We start from the raw sequence: 17,878 nt of genomic DNA on the forward strand, positions 1-17,878 counted from the left end.
TCTTTGTTATATTCTTTCTTCTATTTTTGGTTGTTGTTGTGGTTTTCCTTATGAAATCAGTTCTGCTCGTTACTCTACTTTCCATATACTTATTTTCATCCGAGCTCTTGGCCGCTGAAGTTGCTATCGGCATGCAAGCGACAATAAATAGTATTGATATTCAAGACCTAGCAGATAGCGAACGAACAATTGCTCACATGACCAGCGACGTAAAGTATTTTCCGACAATATCGCTCCTGTCAGACGAATACTACTTTAGCAAGGAATCAAACTTTGGTGTTTACTTACAATTTGACTGGAGTATATTCAAAGCCGATAAACAAGAGCTCGGTGAGAATAACGCTGGCATAGATTTGGGAACATCCATATCAGGCTACGCTCTATCCGGTGTTCCGGTCGTCTTTTACCACTTTAACCGACACAACCCAAATGAGTGGAATATAAAATTAGGGACAGGCGTGGGGGTTGGGTACCTAAAGCTCAATGGGGACTACCAGGTTACAGATGTCACGCATTCCGAGTACGGTAAGAAAAAACAAGCAAGCATGGATGAGATAGGACTAGCAGTCGGTGTTTACTTAGAAGTAAATAAAAGAAATCATATTATCTCAATTTATAACTTTAGTCCCATCAATTACACTGGTAACTCACAATTCGAAGAATATAATGTTTTCTTATCTTATAAGTATCGCATTAACATTGATACTCTTCTGTAATCAGTTACACAAGGCACAATACTGTTCTTGTGCGTGTCCCATCTTTGTAAGCAACAATTTGAAGTGTAGGTAAATAAGTTTTCTCAGCCAAACTCTCGATGAGTTGTATTAACTGAGTCGTAGAAAGTCGACTCTGGATTTAGCGCTCTGATTGAAGCTAGTCAGCGATATGGCTAGCCACCGTAATTTGTCGATACAACCGCTTGAGAAATCACGCTGTTACTCTAATCTTCAGATACCAGTAAGGCCGCTTTAATACAGTTACGTACTCGATTGTCACGAGTCATATGGTGTATCTGCTCGAGTTCTTTTTTCAGGGATAGTATTACGTTCATGGTGTGTGGCATGTGCCTGCTTTTATTGTGAATCAAGCAGCTTCAATGATGGTAGGTATAGCTCAGTATGGTCACTAGGTTAACGTTTTAATGTACTTATGGCTAAAAATTATTTATAAAAATTGTACCTCCTTAAATGTCATTTCAACTTTAAGTGCTTATGATTTTGAGCAGCAAGTATGGTGTTAGGTTAGATAAGGAGTATTAGCAATCTCTCCTGTAATTGACCTATGGTATACTATAGTGTGCTAACTTGATGGCCCTATTAGATTAAGAGAATAAATAAGATAATCAGAATTTAAAGCCAAACCTAAACCTATATAACCACGTAAAAACCAATAATAAGAAGAAATATTTTTAAGAAAAAATTCACAAGGGTTATACCATGACAAATAAAATGACATATAAAACAAAGAAACCATCAATATTATTAATAAGAGAAGAAGCGTCATTTTTTATAATTTCATTGACTATTTTATTGTTCTCCTATGGAGCAGATGAGTTATTAAGTGTGGCTATAACTCCAGGTACAATAAACTTATTCATATGTTCTATTTTGGGCATATGGCTATTGGGCACGATACTCTGGGCCGCGTTCAATGTGGTACGCCATGCAGAAGCATTAGCACTAAAATTAGGAGAACCTCTAGGTACGATAATTTTGACATTATCTGTAGTAGGTATTGAAGTTGCCTTAATTTCAGCAGTAATGCTTACTGGTGAAGCTGCTCCGACCATGGCTCGAGATACCATGATGGCCATATTAATGATAGTACTTGGTGGTTTGACAGGTGCTTCTATACTTATCGGAGGCTATATACATGGAGAACAAGAGTACAGTTTACCTGGTGCGCGAACTTTTCTTGGTGTTTTGTTACCACTAGCCGTATTTGCTCTAATACTTCCAAAATTTACGCTCTCTACTGAGTTTGCAACTTTTAGTTCTTATCAAGCCGCTTTTTTTGCCTTCACAACTTTTGCTCTTTATGTAATATTTTTGAGAATACAGACTAATCGTCATAAATCGTACTTTGAACAACCTAAAAAAGAAAGAACAGCTGATCATGAAGCCGCAAATGAGCGTGCACACTATCATGGTAAGTTACATTCAACTTACTATCATATTGCATTCCTTATCCTTACCTTAGTGCCTATAGTTTTACTTTCCAAGCGAATAGCAAAAATCATTGATTTTGGGATAGTTGAAGTCGGTGCACCAGTTGCGCTTGGAGGTATAATCATTGCCTTTATTGTCTTAATTCCAGAAAGCATGGCTGCATTGTCATCTGCACGAGCTAACCAACTCCAACGTTCAATAAATCTTTTGCTTGGTTCTGCGTTATCTACTATCGGTTTGACTCTCCCAGCAGTCCTAGCAGTTAGTCTCGTTACAGAGCAGAGCTTAATATTAGGGCTCGATATGGCACCAATGGTACTATTACTTTTAACACTAGTAGTGTGTATTATGACTTTTAACAGCGCACGAACTAATATCATGCAAGGAGCAGTGCATTTAGTATTGTTTTTAGCTTATTTATTATTAATATTGAACCCTTAGACACGATCGAAGAATAGCTATACGACATTAGATGTTATTATAGTATGTGCTTATGCCGTTTATCACTTTTATAACATACTGAGTCTATCATTATTCTGATTGAGATAATTTTATCGCCTCAACAACAGTATCGTCTAAGTTTTGATTATATACATGCTTCTTATGTCCAATTTTAACTTGAAGTTCTGCTTCTGATAGTTTTTTGCATAACTCACTGTAGAGTGAGTTAAACTCTATGGAATCGATATTATGTACTAGCATAGCAAATACACTATCACTTAGCCTGGCTACATAATTATCACCTTTTTGGTGGGTTTGTAATATTTCACATAAGTTGTGTAAGTTATTTTTGTGAGCACTATCGTAGCCGTCCAATATACACAAAGCATCAATTGCAATTATATATATTGGTACACCAACGGTTCTAACATCGCTCTGCTCTTTATCTAAAAATATAGACCAACCTAGCCTATTAAAAAAACCAGTTTCTGCGTCTTTAAACTGACGGGGGAGTTGGTACATTTGTCTGCTCGCAGCGGCATTTCGCTCTATCTCCATGCACAACAAGCTAGAGAGAAGCTTTGAAATAAGCTCTACCGTTAGTTGGCCATCAGATGGAATGGATTTATGTACTTCAGTATCTATTGCACACAGTGTCCCAAACAACCTTCCATCAGGATAGCAGATAGGTATACCAACATAAGAGCAAATACTTAGCTGCTCGTTTATAGGTGCCAACTTATAATCTTCAACAGCTTGTACAGAAGGAGTCCATCGAGGTCCTTTGCCTTGCACCATTCGGCTGCAAATAGAATCACTCCAAACTAGGGTCGATAGTTCTTTAATTTGATATTTATCACTTTCGACCTGCAAAATGACCCAATCTTCTTCATTTTTTCTCGTTAACATCCAAGCACCAAAACCATACTTTTTGTGGAGATACTTCAGAGTAAAGCGACTAGCCTCTTCAAAGGAATCGAAAGGAGCTTGATCTATCGTATTTAAGTTAAACATCCATATCTCCTAAAGGAACGTTAAATTATATTTTCTTGCATCAATTGGATCTCGACTTGTTTAATAAGCTGTTTTATATCCCGAACTAAAGAGCTAGTTTTACTTACATCTATGTAGTTTTCTTCTAAACTTTTGAATAAATCCCCTAGGGCTAATACACCACTCGATGTGGCAGCCCCCTTAGCTCCGTGGGCTAGGCTTCTAACTTGTTCAAAATTGGCTTCTTGAATAGCGGCTTCTAATTTCTCTATATCCGTCACAATATTAGCCCAAAACATTGATAGTACTGCTCTCTGCACCTCCTCATTGTCCGATCCAATAACGGCAGATAAATGATGATAATCTATCAATCCGCGAGAATCAGTATCCTCAGATACATTCATATGTGATATGTCAATAGGCTTTCTATCAACCTTTTGTCTTAGATCTTTTCCCCTTAAACGTAACCACAATACTTTTTTCAACGTTCTTAACTCAACAGGTTTAGTTATATAGTCGTCCATACCTGCTTCTAAACAATGCTCTGCCTCACCCAACATCGCGTTTGCCGTTAGAGCAATGATAAGTGTTCTCTCTTCTCCTCTCTCTTCCTCTATTCGCCTTATTTCTGATGTCAGCTCGAAACCGTCCATCTGTGGCATATGGCAATCTGTTAATACTAAGTCGTAATCTCCTTCTAGCCATCGTTCGAGCGCTTCTTTCCCATCAGAAGCCATCTCATAGCTAAAGCCAAGGCGATCAAGCTGCTGAGATAAAACTAACTGATTGGTTGGTTGGTCTTCAGCGCAAAGTATAGTGATACCATTTTTATCCTCATCATTTGTATCAAACTGGCTATTATCTTCGTCGTAAAGGCACTCTGACCAGTCGAAATCAGGACTTTCGTGTCCAGATAACACTGCTAAAGCTGTAATAAAATCGCTAGGTTTGAAAGGATGTGTACCAATGACGTATTTGTTAGGTTTAATATATCCTTTGGTTGCTGTCGGGTTATCTACGACTTCTAAAACACGATACTTACTATGTTCATCGAGCTGGTTTGCTTGATCACCAATATAAATACTCAGCTCATGCTGATCCGTTAGTTTTTCAATCTCACTCAAAACATCGGCCACTTTGAGATTAGAGAGCATTTTTCTGACAATATCAGATAAATTTTCATCATCGATTTTTAGTACGACTTTAAAATTCGATAGCTCATAACTGTTGAGTAGTGATGAAGAGTCATTAGACTCTGCAGGAATGGTGAATGAAAAACAGCTTCCGTGACCAAGCTTGCTTGAAACTTCTATCTCTCCTCCCATGAGCTCGACAAAAGACTTGCTAATACTAAGCCCTAAACCTGTTCCTCCAAATTTTCGTGTAGTAGAACCGTCTGCTTGAGCGAAAGGAGTAAAGAGTCGAGACACTTGTTCTGAACTCATTCCTACTCCGTTATCTTCAACGGATACTATTAACCGGTTGTTTTGATAACCAACGCATAATTTAATAACTCCCTTTTGCTCTTCACTACTTGTAAACTTGATTGCATTACCCAACAAATTTAGAAGGATTTGCCGTACTCTAACCGTGTCTAGCAATAGCTCTTTAGGAATATTATTTTCAAAATAAAGATATAAACCAATACCTTTCTGATGAGCATTCACCCACAATGCATCAAGAGTTTTTTCAATTAGATTGATAATATTTACGTTGGTAAAGTCAAGTTCCATTTTCCCTGACTCTATTTTTGAAAAGTCTAATATATCGTTTATTATCTCCAGCAAAGAAAATGATGAATCACGTATAGTGCGAACCATGTTATGCTGATCTTTGCTTAGATTTGTTTCTTTAAGTAAATCAACCATGCCGATAACACCGTTCATGGGCGTGCGTATTTCATGACTCATAGTGGCAAGAAAACGAGACTTCGCCTCATTAGCTTGCTTTGCTGACAACGTTTCACGCTCTAAAGCAGCTTGTGCATTCCTCTCGTCAGTGATATCCACGTTGATTCCAAAGACCATCTCGTCACCAGACTCTTTGTCAAAGACAACATCTCCTGCCGCTTTTATCCAACGAATTTGATTTGTACTTTGATTGATAATTCTAAATTCGGCGTTAAATACATCCTTAGTTTTCAGAGACTCATTAAAAGCTTTTGTTGCTTGTTCGTAATCATCTGGATGTAATGCTTTTTCCCAATCTTTTACTGTAAGCTTGGAACCTTTTTGTACGCCATATAGCTCATACATCTTATCGTCCCACTTTAGAACCCCTGATTTGACGTTCAACACCCAGTTACTAATCCCGCCAGCATCGGAAGCTAAGCGCATACCTCTTAACAGCTCATCTCTAGATCTTTTCGCCGAGCGAAGCTCCTTCTCAATTTTCTTTCTATTAGAAATATCTTCTATAACTGATATAAAATATTTAGGCTGCTCGTCCTCACCCAGAACAACAGACACAGAGACTGTCGCCCAAAACATTTCTTTTGTTTTACTAATATATCGCTTGTCTATTGCAAAGCTACGCTTTTTGCCTTCAATTAATGACGTTATCATTATACGGCTTTTATAGAGGTCATCGGGATGAGTAACCTCTTCAATTGACATACAAAGTAATTGCTCTTCACTGTAGCCAAATATGTCGCACATTTTATCGTTAACTTCGATGAACTTTCCTTCTAAACTAACACGACATATGCCTACAGCAGCTTGGCTAAACGCAGCTCTATAAATTATTTCTCGCTCACGAAGCTCGTTTTGAAGTATTAGTTCTCGTTTCTTTGTTTCCTCTTGGTTGGTTATATCCTTTATAATTCCAACAAATACTTGAGAATCATCAACCTTGGTTTCTCCTACAGATATCTCTATTGGGAAAACACGCCCTGATTTATGTAAGCCTTCAACCTTTCTTGGAGTCCCGATTAACTTTTTATCGCCAGTAAATAAAAACTTACGAATATAATCATCATGTTCATGAGCATATTGGGGGGGCATAAGTATAGAAACGTTTTCGCCAATTAGCTCCTCTCTAACACGACCAAATATAAGTTCTGTTGATCGATTTAGATCTAAGATAATCCCATTTATGTCAATAACAACAGTACCATCTAAAGCTGTATCAAATACTGTTCTTAAGCGGGTTTCAGACTCTCTAGCTTCTTTTGTTCTTATTTGTATTTCGCTCTCTAGTTTAATCTTTGTTTCTTCTTCACGCCTTTTTATCTCTGTAATATCAGTAATAATACCAATGAAGTGTGTGATTTTTTTTCATCATCAAAAACAGGGTCAATTCTTAAGTTATTGTAGAATAATGTTCCATCCTTACGGTAATTCCGCAAAATAACGGATATAGATGACTGATTTTCCAGAGCTTCACGTATTCTGTCTAAACCTTCTTGTTCTCTATCGTTACCTTGTAAGAATCGACAGTTTCTACCAATAACTTCCTCTTTAGAGTAACCAGTAAGAACTTCAAACGCTCTATTCGCAAAGATAATTGGATAATCTTTCTGATTAATATCTGTAACTATTATTCCCGATGCAGTTGAGTCTATCGCCTTACTTTGAATATCCAACAAAAATCTTTGTTCATCCGTTTCCTTGCTAAGCCTCTCCCTTTCAATAACAATTTCTTTTAAATTATCTAACTCTGAAACCATAATCGCTAGTTCATTTTTGCCATAGATAGCAGGAAGTTTTATATTCTTTTCACCACTTGCTAGTCGCTTAACACTCAGCGCCAACTCACTTAGCGGACGAGCAATCTGCTTACCTAAATAAAATGATATTAGTAAAATTAATCCCAAAATTAGTATTGAGAGCAGCAACGTATTTTTAAAAAGGGAGTCTGACTCGTAAAACGCTTCATCAACACCAACACGAATCATCGCGGACCAACCAAGACCAGGATAATCATATGCTCCACTAGTATGTGCGTAACCTGTGACTTGTTGTACTTGCTTTCGAAAATGTCTTGAAATATTTGATCCGCTAAGTCCTGCGACTGCCAATCTTGCTCCCTCGACACCATTACTTGCTAAATTTAAATTACTTAAGACACCAAAATCTCGAGCATACCTAGGCTTGCTCTGTCCCACAGGGTCATAGTCCACGATAATTCTTCCTTGATCATCAAGGATGGTCAACTCTGCACTTTGCAACCCCCTACTCGAAAGTAGCTCATAAGTTTCCTCAACTATTTTTTCAACAGCGCTAAAATCAACGACATTAACCCAAAGTCCGATCTTTTGACCATTAGTGTTGCGAATAACCGAAGCAAAAATCATATCGAAAGAATTAGAGTCATTATCAATTAAATATCGATTTGGACCTGTTACATAACTGCTTTCAGGCTGCTTTGGTTCAAGCGTAATACCACTCATGGCTTCTTGAAACCAGATGCTGTCACGTATTTCATTGGGAGTAATATTAAGATCTTTTAGTTTCTTTCCGAAAGGATTTTCAGAATTATAAGCTAAGATATTTCCGTTCGTATCTAATATTATTATCCGTCTATATACTTTATAATTTCTCACGAAATGATTTAAATTATCAACAACTTCTGAATTGAATGAACGTTTATATAAATGACTCCCTTCAAGTTGTCCTAAGGATAGTTTAAAAGCTTGTACATCATGATATCGTTCAAATAAGTTTCTTTCTATTAGTCTAATTAATAATGTAGCTTCTCTCTCAATATTTGTTAAAGTTGTATCCTGAAGAATATCTTTCCCTTTCCAGGACACAAATGTAACAGCACTTAACATAACTAAACTTAAAACAAAAAATAGTAAAGGTAGTTTAATAGAAAACTTCATTAACGACTCTCACTATTAAAATTAAAATCATCAATCCCAATTAGTATTTCACTAATCTTCACAGGCTTATAATAAAGATAACCCTGTCCTATTTCACACCCCTTATTTAATAGAAAATTTTCTACTTCAACACTTTCAATACCTTCTGCTACAACTGACATTCCTAGTGCTTTTCCCATTTCTATACTTTGCTCAACAATCGCAGCCGACTTAATATTGGTTAGACAATTAAAAACAAACTCTTTATCAATTTTTAGTTCATTAAATGGGATTGTGTGTAACTTAGCTATTGAGGAGTATCCCGTTCCAAAATCATCTATAGATAGCTTAAACTTCATAATTCTTAACCTAAGCATCTGAGTGTCGATAATAGTTGGACTTGAACTTATTGCTGTTTCAGTTAACTCACAAATAATCTTTTCATGAGGGATACCATATTTATCAACTGTTCTACATAACCACTTTGGAAAGTCCTCATTTTCTAAAACTTTTCCCGATATATTAAATGCATATGTTAGATTGCAAAGTGATTTATAGTTTCTTGATACTTCTTTCAAGGCTTTATCAATAACCTTCTGAGTAAGCTCAAGTATGATGGACGGAGACCTTTCTGCTACCGGAATAAAACTATCTGGTGGGATCAAAGAACCTTGGTCATCGTGAATTCGAGCTAAAACTTCTACACCTTTCATCTTTTTTGATATCAGATCTACTTGAGGTTGAAAGTAAGCTTCTATTTTCTGTGCCTCTAGGTACCTAATAAGTTCCTCTTCAGGTAGCTCGGAAAGTTGTGTTGTTGCCCGTTTAACAGTAGGTAAAGCTTGTATTGCTTCGATGATATTTTGAACCACTTTGAACGTTATAGGTTTTTCTACACAACCCATAATGTTCAAGTCATAAAACCGCGCTAAGTTAGATGTAGACGCTAGGATTTCTTGTTCTTCACTACTAATGATTATTACGGCGCCAGAAAACTTCATGACTCCTAAAGCTCTTAGAACTTCAAAACCATCTTCTACTGGCATATTCAAATCACAGAAAATTACATTAAATTCGTTAAACGCCAAAAGCTCCTTCGCTTGCTTACCATTTTCAGCTTCGAAAACTGTCTTGATACCTATGTTATTCAAACAGATCGTTAATGTTTTCCTAACCACTGGCTGATCGTCAATTACAAGTATCTTATAATCTGAAGTATTCACACTCCCCCCCCTACTGAAAGTTGCAAGCCACTACGGCAAGTACCTCACTTTTCTCAGTTTTCAGTGTAGGTGTGAGAAAAGGTTTATGCCAAAAATTCGCGTTATTACATACTCTCTTAGCGAAAAGGTGACGAATGTTACGGTTCAACGTTACTATTTCAATTTAACTCATACTGGTATTACTTTAGATAGTAGAATCGGCAGTATTCGTGTAGATAACCGCTTAATAACTTGTATGTCATAAGCCCCATTTCCTGATTCATCAAAGATTCTGGACCTGACTGCGTAGTCTGAAGATTCTTGCTCTGCCATATCTGTTAACTCAGCCACCTGAGTAACGTTAATCGCACCAACCTTGATAACGCTACTCAATACAAGCGTAGCAAAACGCCGTTTGTTCTCAGCGAAAATAATTAAACCTTTGTCCTGATCGTCGTATTTCTGTCATGCGCCAAACATTTGATTACACAGCACTCACATCACAATTACATATCCCCAACATGAGTGGGGTCACAATCATTCATTTCGTTGATCGCAGTGTGCATTTGTGCACATTAAGATTGTGCAGTTCGTTCCAATTACACTTATAAATTTATGCGCTCAACTATCACTTTTAAGCTCTTGCTCGCGTTAATTGCCGTCTTCAGCTGTGTTCTGGCTGCCTCTACGGCTTATCAATACCATCAACAAAAAACCTTAATCAATGATGTTCTCACTGAACAGCTTCATGATAAGGCTAGTAATTACTTCGATAGCCTAAACATGATGATGCTAACAGGCACCATGTCGCAAAAAGAAACTTTGCGAAAAAAAGCACTTGCACAAGAAGGGATTGAAGAAGTTCGCGTGTTGCGAGCTGATACCGTCACCAAGCTTTACGGACCAGGACAAGCAAACCAACAACCGGTCGATGATATTGACCAACGAGCTTTAAATGGCGAACTGGTCATTGAGCCAATTTCAGCCAATTGGGGGAACGGACTGGTTGTCGCGCTACCAATGAAATCAAGCGAAAATTATCGTGGCACCAACTGCGTTTCTTGCCATGTAGCACCAGAAGGCGAAGTATTGGGCGCGATTCGTTTGGAATACAACATGAACCACGTCAATTCAATGATCAATAAACAGGCAATGTTTGCGATGGGAATAATGGCCGTTATCGCGTTTGTTGGTTTTATTATAACGATGAGTTTGATTCGTAAGATCATTGTTCGCCCAATACAAAAAACGTCGCAATTCATGGCGAATGTGAGCCATAGTAAAGATCTATCTCAACGACTTGTTCATCACCAAAAAGATGAGGTAGGCCAACTTTCTACCGCGATTAATTCGTTTATGGATACGGTATCCGAGAGTTTAGAGCGTGTACAAGACACCTCCCACTCTCTTGCCAATTCAGCCAGTCAGTTAACGGATGTTGCACAATCAACAGACAAAGCGGCCAATAATCAACAATTGGAAACCAGTGACGTACAAAGCAACATCACCGACATGCTGCAACAACAAACCGCCGTTGAAGACTCGACCAATAACGCTACAGCTCTAGTCAACCACACCGTTGATGTTGCTACTCACAGCGCAAGCCAAGCACACAGCGTGAGCGAAGACATCAAACACTTGGTGAGCAATATTGACGGCGTACGGGAAAAAATCAGTTCGTTAAACCAAAGAACCGAAGAAGTGTCGTCCATTCTTGGGGTCATTAAAGGCATTGCAGAACAAACCAACCTACTCGCGTTGAATGCTGCAATTGAAGCCGCCCGAGCCGGAGAGCAAGGACGCGGTTTTGCCGTCGTCGCGGAGGAAGTGCGTAACCTAGCTTCTCGGACCGCCGAAGCCACAGGCAACATTGAGCATATCATTTCTCAATTCCAGCAAGGGAGTGAAGAGTCCTTAGCCTCTGTGGATACTGTCTGCCAGTTTGCTCACCAACGTTCAGTCGATGTCGAGACACTTTCAGTCACGATGCATAACGTTGTCGATGAAATGCATCAAGTTCTGAAACATGCAGAAAACATTCAAAGCCAGACGCAAACCACATCCGACGTCAGTCAGCGTATTCAATCCAAAATTGATGTGATCACACTGCATGCTAACGACACATCGCAATCAGCATCGCACACGCGTGATATTAGTGTTGATTTAGAGCATCTATCCGAACGTTTAGAGCAATTACTTAACCAATTCACACTTTCAGAGCATCAAAGAGTGAATAAATAGAGAGATTCTCCCCATCAAAATGAATATAAAGGTTGATGCGAGCGAATTGACAGGTAATATGTCTCGTTGAATCTGTAAAATGCTACCCAACTCAGCACTTAGCTTGTTTTTTGAACAAAAATGTTATTAGACAAGTACTTTAATAAGTGTTGGGTTGAATTTTTACCTCAATGGAGAATATTGAAAACATGACTTACGCGCCTGTATCAGACGTATTGAAAGGTCAGCTAGCAGTAGACAGCGAAGTGACTGTTCGTGGCTGGATCCGTTCACGTCGTGATTCCAAAGCTGGAATCTCTTTCCTTGCCATATATGACGGCTCTTGTTTCGACCCGATTCAGGCCGTGGTCCCAAATAATCTTAATAATTACGAAGACGAAGTACTAAAGCTAACGACTGGCTGCTCTGTTGAAGTAACTGGTAAGATTGTTGAATCTCCTGCAAAGGGCCAAGACTTCGAACTTGCTGCCACTGGCGTTAAAGTGGTTGGCTGGGTTGAAGACGCTGAAACTTACCCGATGGCAAAAACTCGTCACTCTATCGAATATCTACGTGAAGTAGCGCACCTACGTCCGCGCACAAACGTAATCGGTGCGGTAGCACGTGTACGTAACTGCCTATCTCAAGCGATCCACCGCTTCTACCACGAGCAAGGTTACTTCTGGGTATCTGCACCACTAATTACAGCTTCAGATGCTGAAGGTGCAGGTGAAATGTTCCGCGTTTCTACGTTAGACATGGAAAACCTGCCTCGTACAGACGCTGGCAAAGTAGACTACAACGAAGACTTCTTCGGTAAAGAAACTTTTCTTACGGTATCTGGTCAGCTAAACGCGGAAGCTTACGCTTGTGCACTAAGCAAGGTTTACACTTTCGGCCCTACTTTCCGTGCTGAAAACTCAAACACAAGCCGCCACCTAGCAGAGTTCTGGATGGTTGAGCCTGAAGTTGCGTTTGCAGAACTGGACGACGTTGCGAAACTGGCTGAAGACATGCTTAAGTACGTATTCAAAGCAGTACTTGAAGAGCGTCGCGATGACCTTGAGTTCTTTGCTCAGCGCATCGACAAAGAAGCCGTTAGCCGTCTAGAGAACTTTGTTTCTTCTGACTTCGCACAAGTTGACTACACTGACGCGATCCAAATCCTGCTAGATTCTGGCCGTGAGTTCGAATTCCCAGTTGAGTGGGGTATCGATATGTCATCTGAGCACGAGCGTTTCCTAGCGGAAGAGCACTTCAAAGCGCCGGTAATCGTTAAGAACTACCCGAAAGACATCAAAGCATTCTACATGCGTATGAACGATGATGGTAAGACGGTAGCGGCAATGGACGTTCTAGCACCTGGCATCGGTGAAATCATCGGTGGTTCTCAGCGTGAAGAGCGTCTAGACGTACTGGATGCACGTATGCGCGAAATGGGTATCGACCCTGAGCACATGAGCTGGTATCGCGACTTGCGTCGTTACGGCACAGTGCCACACGCAGGCTTTGGTCTAGGCTTTGAGCGTCTAGTATCTTACGTAACAGGCATGGGCAACGTTCGTGACGTGATCCCATTCCCACGTACGCCTCGCTCTGCGAACTTCTAATCACTTTTTAGTGAGACAGAATTAGAAAAGACCTCCCTAGTGGAGGTCTTTTATTTTGTGCTCAACCGTCAATACCATCTGCTAAGTAACTCAAGCTTGAGTTAGTCTTCTTCCTTGTCTCTGTCCGCTTTTTCAGCATACTTTACGCCCACAATACATAAGCCAAACATTACGAAAGGGATCACGGCCGCGGTGTACTCTGTCCATGCCATATGAGAGAAAGATTTCGCCAAAATGAGATGCGCAAATACCAGTAAAAACGCACTAAAAATAGCAACGGCGATTAACCTTAACTCATGCTTAACCAACTGCTTTTTCATCTTAAATCCTGCTTAATCATCCAAGGTCTTTCGACCTGAATAATGATTGAAGCACAATTTGCAAAAATGGCGCTGATACAGTTGGAGCAAAAAAACACTAAGCAGTTTAATGATTATCAATTCAGAGTAATTCGCGAAGCAAATCACCTAATCTTTTGATAGCACGTTCCAAACTCGTTTCTAAAGGAAGCGATGTATTCAGTCTTAAATAGTTTTCGTATTGATCACTTATCGAAAAGAGTTTGCCATAAGCGACGGTAACCTGCTCAGACAATAGTGCCTGATATACCGCTTTACTTGATATTCCATCTGGCAATTTCAGCCAAAGAAAGTAACCACCATCAGGACGTAGATAGGTAACCTCTTTAGGTAGGTGCTTTGCAAGTAAATCCACGAAGTCAGCTTGACGTTGTTGCAGTGCCTTACGAAGCTTTCTCAGGTGGTTGTCGTAACTGTCGTTTTGTAAGTAATGTGCAACCCCCTGCTGAATAGGAGCACTCCCAGACAATGTCGATATTAACTGGAGCTTTTGAATAGTCTCGTTAAAACGCTTATTCACCACCCAACCCAAGCGATATCCAGGGCATAAACTCTTAGAAAAAGAACCACAATGAAGGACACGCTCTTGCTCATCAAAGGTCTTTAATGAGTTCGGCCTTTTGTCAGAAAAATACAGCTCAGAGTACACATCGTCTTCGATGAGATACACATCATATCGATTGGCTAACTCAACAATGTATCGTTTGTGTTCATCAGACAAAGAAGCCCCGGTTGGATTATGAAAGTTCGTCATTAACCAACAAGCCCGAACGTCTTCATTGGCAAAGGCTGCTTCGATTTGTTCAAGCGAATGCCCACTCTCATCATCGACACTGATTTCAATAGCCTTGAGACCTAACCGTTCTACCGCTTGAAGTGCGCCATAAAACGTTGGGGCTTCGACAACGACGGTATCACCTGGTCGGGTGACCGCTTGCAAACTCAAGTTCAATGCTTCTAGCGCACCGGAAGTAATAACCACATCATCATGGGTTAGTGATATCCCATGATGAATATACCTCTGAGCGACGAGTCGCCTTAACGACTCAGCACCAGGAGGTAGGTTGTCTAACAACTTATCCGGCCCCATTTTTCGTCCCGAGCTGGCCAAATTACGGTTAAGCGACTCTAAAGGAAACAAACACGGGTCCGGAAACGCCGAGCCTAAATGAACAACATCCGATGTCGCTTGGTGCTTCAAAAACGAATACAACTCATCATTCAACTTAGTGCATGGAGTATTGTTGCTTTTAATTCCATTCGTATTGGTGAGACGTTCAAGATCGGCAGTCACATAGTAACCAGATTGAGGCTTTGCTATCACCCAGCCTTGCGCCTCTAGCAATTGATAGGCTTGTAATACCGTACCTGCACTTACGGAATGATTGCGGCTGGTGACGCGTATTGAAGGCAGCTTCTCCCCTGCTCTCCAAGTATCTTGCTGAATTTGTGCCTTAAACAATTCGGCCAATTGACGGTATCGATTCATGTATCCCTCATTTCACTTGCAGCCGCACCATAGCATACTTCACGCCAGCATTCTGATATGGCAGTAGTCAATTTAGCAACGTAATTTATCAAGCTTGTTAATAGCAATTTCGACGACGAAGTGAGAATTTATGTTCCATACTTTTACTGATACGTCCGAGTGGTCTTAAATCTTTGCCTTGTCCGAAAAGCAAGGCATTCCACAGAGCTGAGAGTGTAAAGTCCACTTAGACATCTATCTTTTAAGTCGGGAGGAAGCGATGAAAGTATTTACAATGGACGATCTCTCTTATCGCGGGAAACATAAAGGTGTACATAGCTGGGACCATCCTGGCGGCACAACCCCTTATTACTGGCATCCTGATTGGTTGCATATCGCTGAAGATGCTTTGGGTGAACACAAAAAGGCTGACCTTGAAGTCCCTGACGGAGAAGCAGCGACAGAAGAACATGCAAAAGCGGCGATTCTCAAACACTTGAATGACGAGTAGTTTAGGCTCTATCACCGTTCAAGAATAGCGTTAGGCAGGCGAATCCATCGTCGTATGCTTTAAACGCATATAAAGCCAAAACCTGCCAAATAATAAATTCTTCTGAATGAGAAGTACGCATCGTCTGTAGCTATCGAATGACAAAATAAGTCGATAGTTATCACATTAATTTTCATTACATCTGTTACATTTAGATAGTAATGGTGATGCACACCTCAACTCATGGATTATGAGAGAAAACAATAATGGCGAAATACAACGAAGAAGACATTAAATACAAAGGTGAATCCAACGGCGTACATTCTTGGAGTTCACCTTCCGGCCAACCTTATTATTGGCACCCAGATTGGCTACACGTAGCGGAAGATGCGACGGGCACACACCCGAAACAAAAGCTTGAAGTCGAAAAAGCGGAAGTCCCAACAGAGAAGCACGCGTTAAAAGCAATCTTAAAGCATATGAACGACTGGGCGACTGAGAAGCTTTCTTCTAACCCAGACATCGAAACCAATGCGGTTGAGTCTGAAATCGATCTGAAGAAATAACATCAGCCGACATCTATACTTCTTACAAGCAAACGCTCCACCTTTAGTGGGGCGTTTTTGTCTCAACTAGTAACCGCCACTCCACGTAAATCACTAATGCAAAGCACTGAAGTCAAACGATTGGCACGTGAACAAAACTTCATCAATCATGGTATAAATCCCCTTCAAACTCTGTGCCTACCAAACGTTTTCATGGCAAAAACTTTAGTTATGTTAGAATTCTGTTTCAAATCGCAACTTTTTTAGGTTTTCTTTTCAGTAACGGTTGTAACCAATATTGCTGAAAGGTATAAATGTTAGCACACCCCTTCGATTAACATGGATGAAGATTATGTTTGAAAAAGTAGTTGCCGCTCCGGCTGACCCTATTCTTGGCCTTACTGAAGAGTTTAAAAAAGATACTCGCGCAGACAAAATTAACCTTGGCGTAGGTATTTACAAAAACGAGCAAGGCGAAACCCCCGTTCTTGCAACAGTAAAGAAAGCTGAAGCAGCACTTGTTGAAACTGAAAAAACCAAATCTTACCTAACTATCGAAGGCACAGCAGAGTATGGCATTGCAGTACAAAAACTGCTTTTCGGCTCTGATGCAGAAATTGTAAACGAAAAACGCGCTAAAACAGCTCAAGCTCCAGGTGGTACTGGCGCATTACGTGTTGCTGGTGAGTTCATTAAACGCCAACTTGGCGATGTAAAAATCTGGATCAGCAATCCTACTTGGGCAAACCACAACGGCGTATTTACTGCCGCTGGTATCGAAACGGCACAATACAGCTACTACAACGCAGAAACAAAAGACAAAGACTTCGATGCAATGCTAAACGATCTGCAATCTGCGTCTGAAGGTGACATCGTGCTTCTACACGGCTGCTGCCACAACCCTACAGGTATCGACCCAACTGCTGAAGAATGGGAAACATTGGCGAAACTAGTCGCAGAGAAGAAATTGCTTCCTCTATTTGACTTCGCATACCAAGGCTTTGCTAAAGGCGTGGAAGAGGATGCGGCGGGTCTTCGTACTTTTGCTAAGTACAACAAAGAAATCCTAGTCGCGAGCTCGTTCTCGAAAAACTTTGGCCTTTACAACGAACGCGTTGGTGCCTTCACGTTAGTAGCGGAATCAGAAGAAGTCGCAACAACCGCATTTTCGCAAGTTAAAGCCATTATTCGCTCTATCTACTCTAACCCACCTGCGCACGGCAGCGCTGTCGTGACTCACATTCTTGGCAATGCCGAAATGCGTGCGGAATGGGAAGCTGAAGTAGCAGAAATGCGTGACCGTATCCAAGAGATGCGTGAACTATTTGTAGCGACACTAAAATCAGAAGGTGTGGACGCAGACTTTAGCTTCATCGAACGTCAAAATGGTATGTTCTCTTTCTCTGGCCTATCTAAAGAGCAAGTAAACCGTCTGAAAGAAGAGTTCGGTATTTACATCGTCGGTTCAGGCCGAATCAGTGTTGCTGGTATGACGAAGTCAAATATGGGTCCTCTATGTAAAGGCATGGCAGCGGTTTTATAATCGATAGTCGCATACTTTATTAAAAGGAAAGGTCA

General features: G+C 40.3%; 13 protein-coding genes. 7 read left to right on the top strand and 6 right to left on the bottom strand.

Features of this window, described 5'->3' with window-relative positions; genetic code table 11:
* The first annotated feature begins 50 nt into the window (after positions 1–50).
* Positions 51–716 (top strand): hypothetical protein, encoded by a 666-nt coding sequence (locus NB463_RS22195; RefSeq protein ID WP_258431441.1) that lies wholly within the window; start codon positions 51–53, stop codon positions 714–716.
* A gap of 720 nt (positions 717–1,436) precedes the next feature.
* Positions 1,437–2,609, top strand: coding sequence for a calcium:proton antiporter (locus NB463_RS22200; protein WP_258431442.1), 1,173 nt, complete (start codon positions 1,437–1,439; stop codon positions 2,607–2,609).
* A gap of 90 nt (positions 2,610–2,699) precedes the next feature.
* Here the strand turns inward: NB463_RS22200 and NB463_RS22205 are convergent, their stop codons facing one another.
* The 4 genes from NB463_RS22205 to NB463_RS22220 are packed head-to-tail and all read right to left on the bottom strand — an operon-like array spanning position 2,700 to position 9,629.
* Positions 2,700–3,623, bottom strand: a complete 924-nt coding sequence (locus tag NB463_RS22205) for a sensor domain-containing diguanylate cyclase (RefSeq protein WP_258431443.1) — start codon at positions 3,621–3,623, stop codon at positions 2,700–2,702.
* 20 nt (positions 3,624–3,643) lie between these two features.
* Positions 3,644–6,871, bottom strand: a complete 3,228-nt coding sequence (locus NB463_RS22210) for a PAS domain S-box protein (protein ID WP_309303487.1) — start codon at positions 6,869–6,871, stop codon at positions 3,644–3,646.
* Positions 6,829–8,427: a cache domain-containing protein gene (locus NB463_RS22215; RefSeq protein ID WP_258516034.1), complete on the bottom strand. Its 1,599-nt coding sequence runs from the start codon at positions 8,425–8,427 to the stop codon at positions 6,829–6,831. Before NB463_RS22215 ends, NB463_RS22210 begins: the two co-directional genes overlap by 43 nt.
* Positions 8,427–9,629 carry an EAL domain-containing response regulator gene (locus tag NB463_RS22220; RefSeq protein WP_258516035.1) on the bottom strand — a complete coding sequence of 401 codons (1,203 nt, stop codon included), beginning with the start codon at positions 9,627–9,629 and terminating at the stop codon, positions 8,427–8,429. The genes NB463_RS22215 and NB463_RS22220 overlap by 1 nt, the downstream gene beginning before the upstream one ends.
* 594 nt (positions 9,630–10,223) lie before the next feature.
* On the opposite strand from NB463_RS22220, the gene NB463_RS22225 reads away from it, so the two are divergent.
* Entirely contained in the window at positions 10,224–11,849 is a 1,626-nt protein-coding gene (locus NB463_RS22225; protein WP_258431020.1) for a methyl-accepting chemotaxis protein, read from the top strand.
* 188 nt (positions 11,850–12,037) lie between these two features.
* Complete coding sequence (asnS, locus tag NB463_RS22230) at positions 12,038–13,438, top strand: asparagine--tRNA ligase (protein WP_046876186.1); 1,401 nt, start codon at positions 12,038–12,040, stop codon at positions 13,436–13,438.
* Positions 13,439–13,539: 101 nt separating this feature from the next.
* On the opposite strand, the gene NB463_RS22235 is transcribed toward asnS, so the two are convergent.
* Positions 13,540–13,758: a hypothetical protein gene (locus NB463_RS22235; protein ID WP_012841649.1), complete on the bottom strand. Its 219-nt coding sequence runs from the start codon at positions 13,756–13,758 to the stop codon at positions 13,540–13,542.
* A 121-nt stretch (positions 13,759–13,879) separates the two neighbouring features.
* Positions 13,880–15,286 carry an aminotransferase-like domain-containing protein gene (locus NB463_RS22240; RefSeq protein ID WP_258431019.1) on the bottom strand — a complete coding sequence of 469 codons (1,407 nt, stop codon included), beginning with the start codon at positions 15,284–15,286 and terminating at the stop codon, positions 13,880–13,882.
* Positions 15,287–15,545: 259 nt separating this feature from the next.
* Here NB463_RS22240 and NB463_RS22245 point away from each other — a divergent pair, with 259 nt between their 5' ends.
* The 3 genes from NB463_RS22245 (at position 15,546) to NB463_RS22255 (ending at position 17,843) form a co-directional block, all read left to right on the top strand.
* Positions 15,546–15,776: a hypothetical protein gene (locus tag NB463_RS22245; RefSeq protein WP_005396877.1), complete on the top strand. Its 231-nt coding sequence runs from the start codon at positions 15,546–15,548 to the stop codon at positions 15,774–15,776.
* Positions 15,777–16,021: 245 nt separating this feature from the next.
* Positions 16,022–16,321, top strand: a complete 300-nt coding sequence (locus NB463_RS22250) for a hypothetical protein (protein ID WP_005396873.1) — start codon at positions 16,022–16,024, stop codon at positions 16,319–16,321.
* 331 nt (positions 16,322–16,652) lie between these two features.
* Complete coding sequence (locus NB463_RS22255) at positions 16,653–17,843, top strand: amino acid aminotransferase (RefSeq protein ID WP_258431018.1); 1,191 nt, start codon at positions 16,653–16,655, stop codon at positions 17,841–17,843.
* Positions 17,844–17,878: the final 35 nt, after the last annotated feature.

This window comes from Vibrio sp. RM-41-2B, assembly GCF_024744415.1.
Classification (GTDB): Bacteria; Pseudomonadota; Gammaproteobacteria; order Enterobacterales; family Vibrionaceae; genus Vibrio; species Vibrio diabolicus.

Excerpts from the sequence above, each read along its gene's own strand:
- NB463_RS22195 (WP_258431441.1), top strand. The coding sequence starts at position 51 with ATGAAATCAGTTCTGCTCGTTACTCTACTTTCCATATACTTATTTTCA.
- NB463_RS22200 (WP_258431442.1), top strand. The coding sequence starts at position 1,437 with ATGACAAATAAAATGACATATAAAACAAAGAAACCATCAATATTATTA.
- NB463_RS22205 (WP_258431443.1), bottom strand. The coding sequence starts at position 3,623 with ATGTTTAACTTAAATACGATAGATCAAGCTCCTTTCGATTCCTTTGAA.
- NB463_RS22215 (WP_258516034.1), bottom strand. The coding sequence starts at position 8,427 with ATGAAGTTTTCTATTAAACTACCTTTACTATTTTTTGTTTTAAGTTTA.
- NB463_RS22225 (WP_258431020.1), top strand. The coding sequence starts at position 10,224 with ATGCGCTCAACTATCACTTTTAAGCTCTTGCTCGCGTTAATTGCCGTC.
- asnS (WP_046876186.1), top strand. The coding sequence starts at position 12,038 with ATGACTTACGCGCCTGTATCAGACGTATTGAAAGGTCAGCTAGCAGTA.
- NB463_RS22235 (WP_012841649.1), bottom strand. The coding sequence starts at position 13,758 with ATGAAAAAGCAGTTGGTTAAGCATGAGTTAAGGTTAATCGCCGTTGCT.
- NB463_RS22240 (WP_258431019.1), bottom strand. The coding sequence starts at position 15,286 with ATGAATCGATACCGTCAATTGGCCGAATTGTTTAAGGCACAAATTCAG.
- NB463_RS22245 (WP_005396877.1), top strand. The coding sequence starts at position 15,546 with ATGAAAGTATTTACAATGGACGATCTCTCTTATCGCGGGAAACATAAA.
- NB463_RS22250 (WP_005396873.1), top strand. The coding sequence starts at position 16,022 with ATGGCGAAATACAACGAAGAAGACATTAAATACAAAGGTGAATCCAAC.
- NB463_RS22255 (WP_258431018.1), top strand. The coding sequence starts at position 16,653 with ATGTTTGAAAAAGTAGTTGCCGCTCCGGCTGACCCTATTCTTGGCCTT.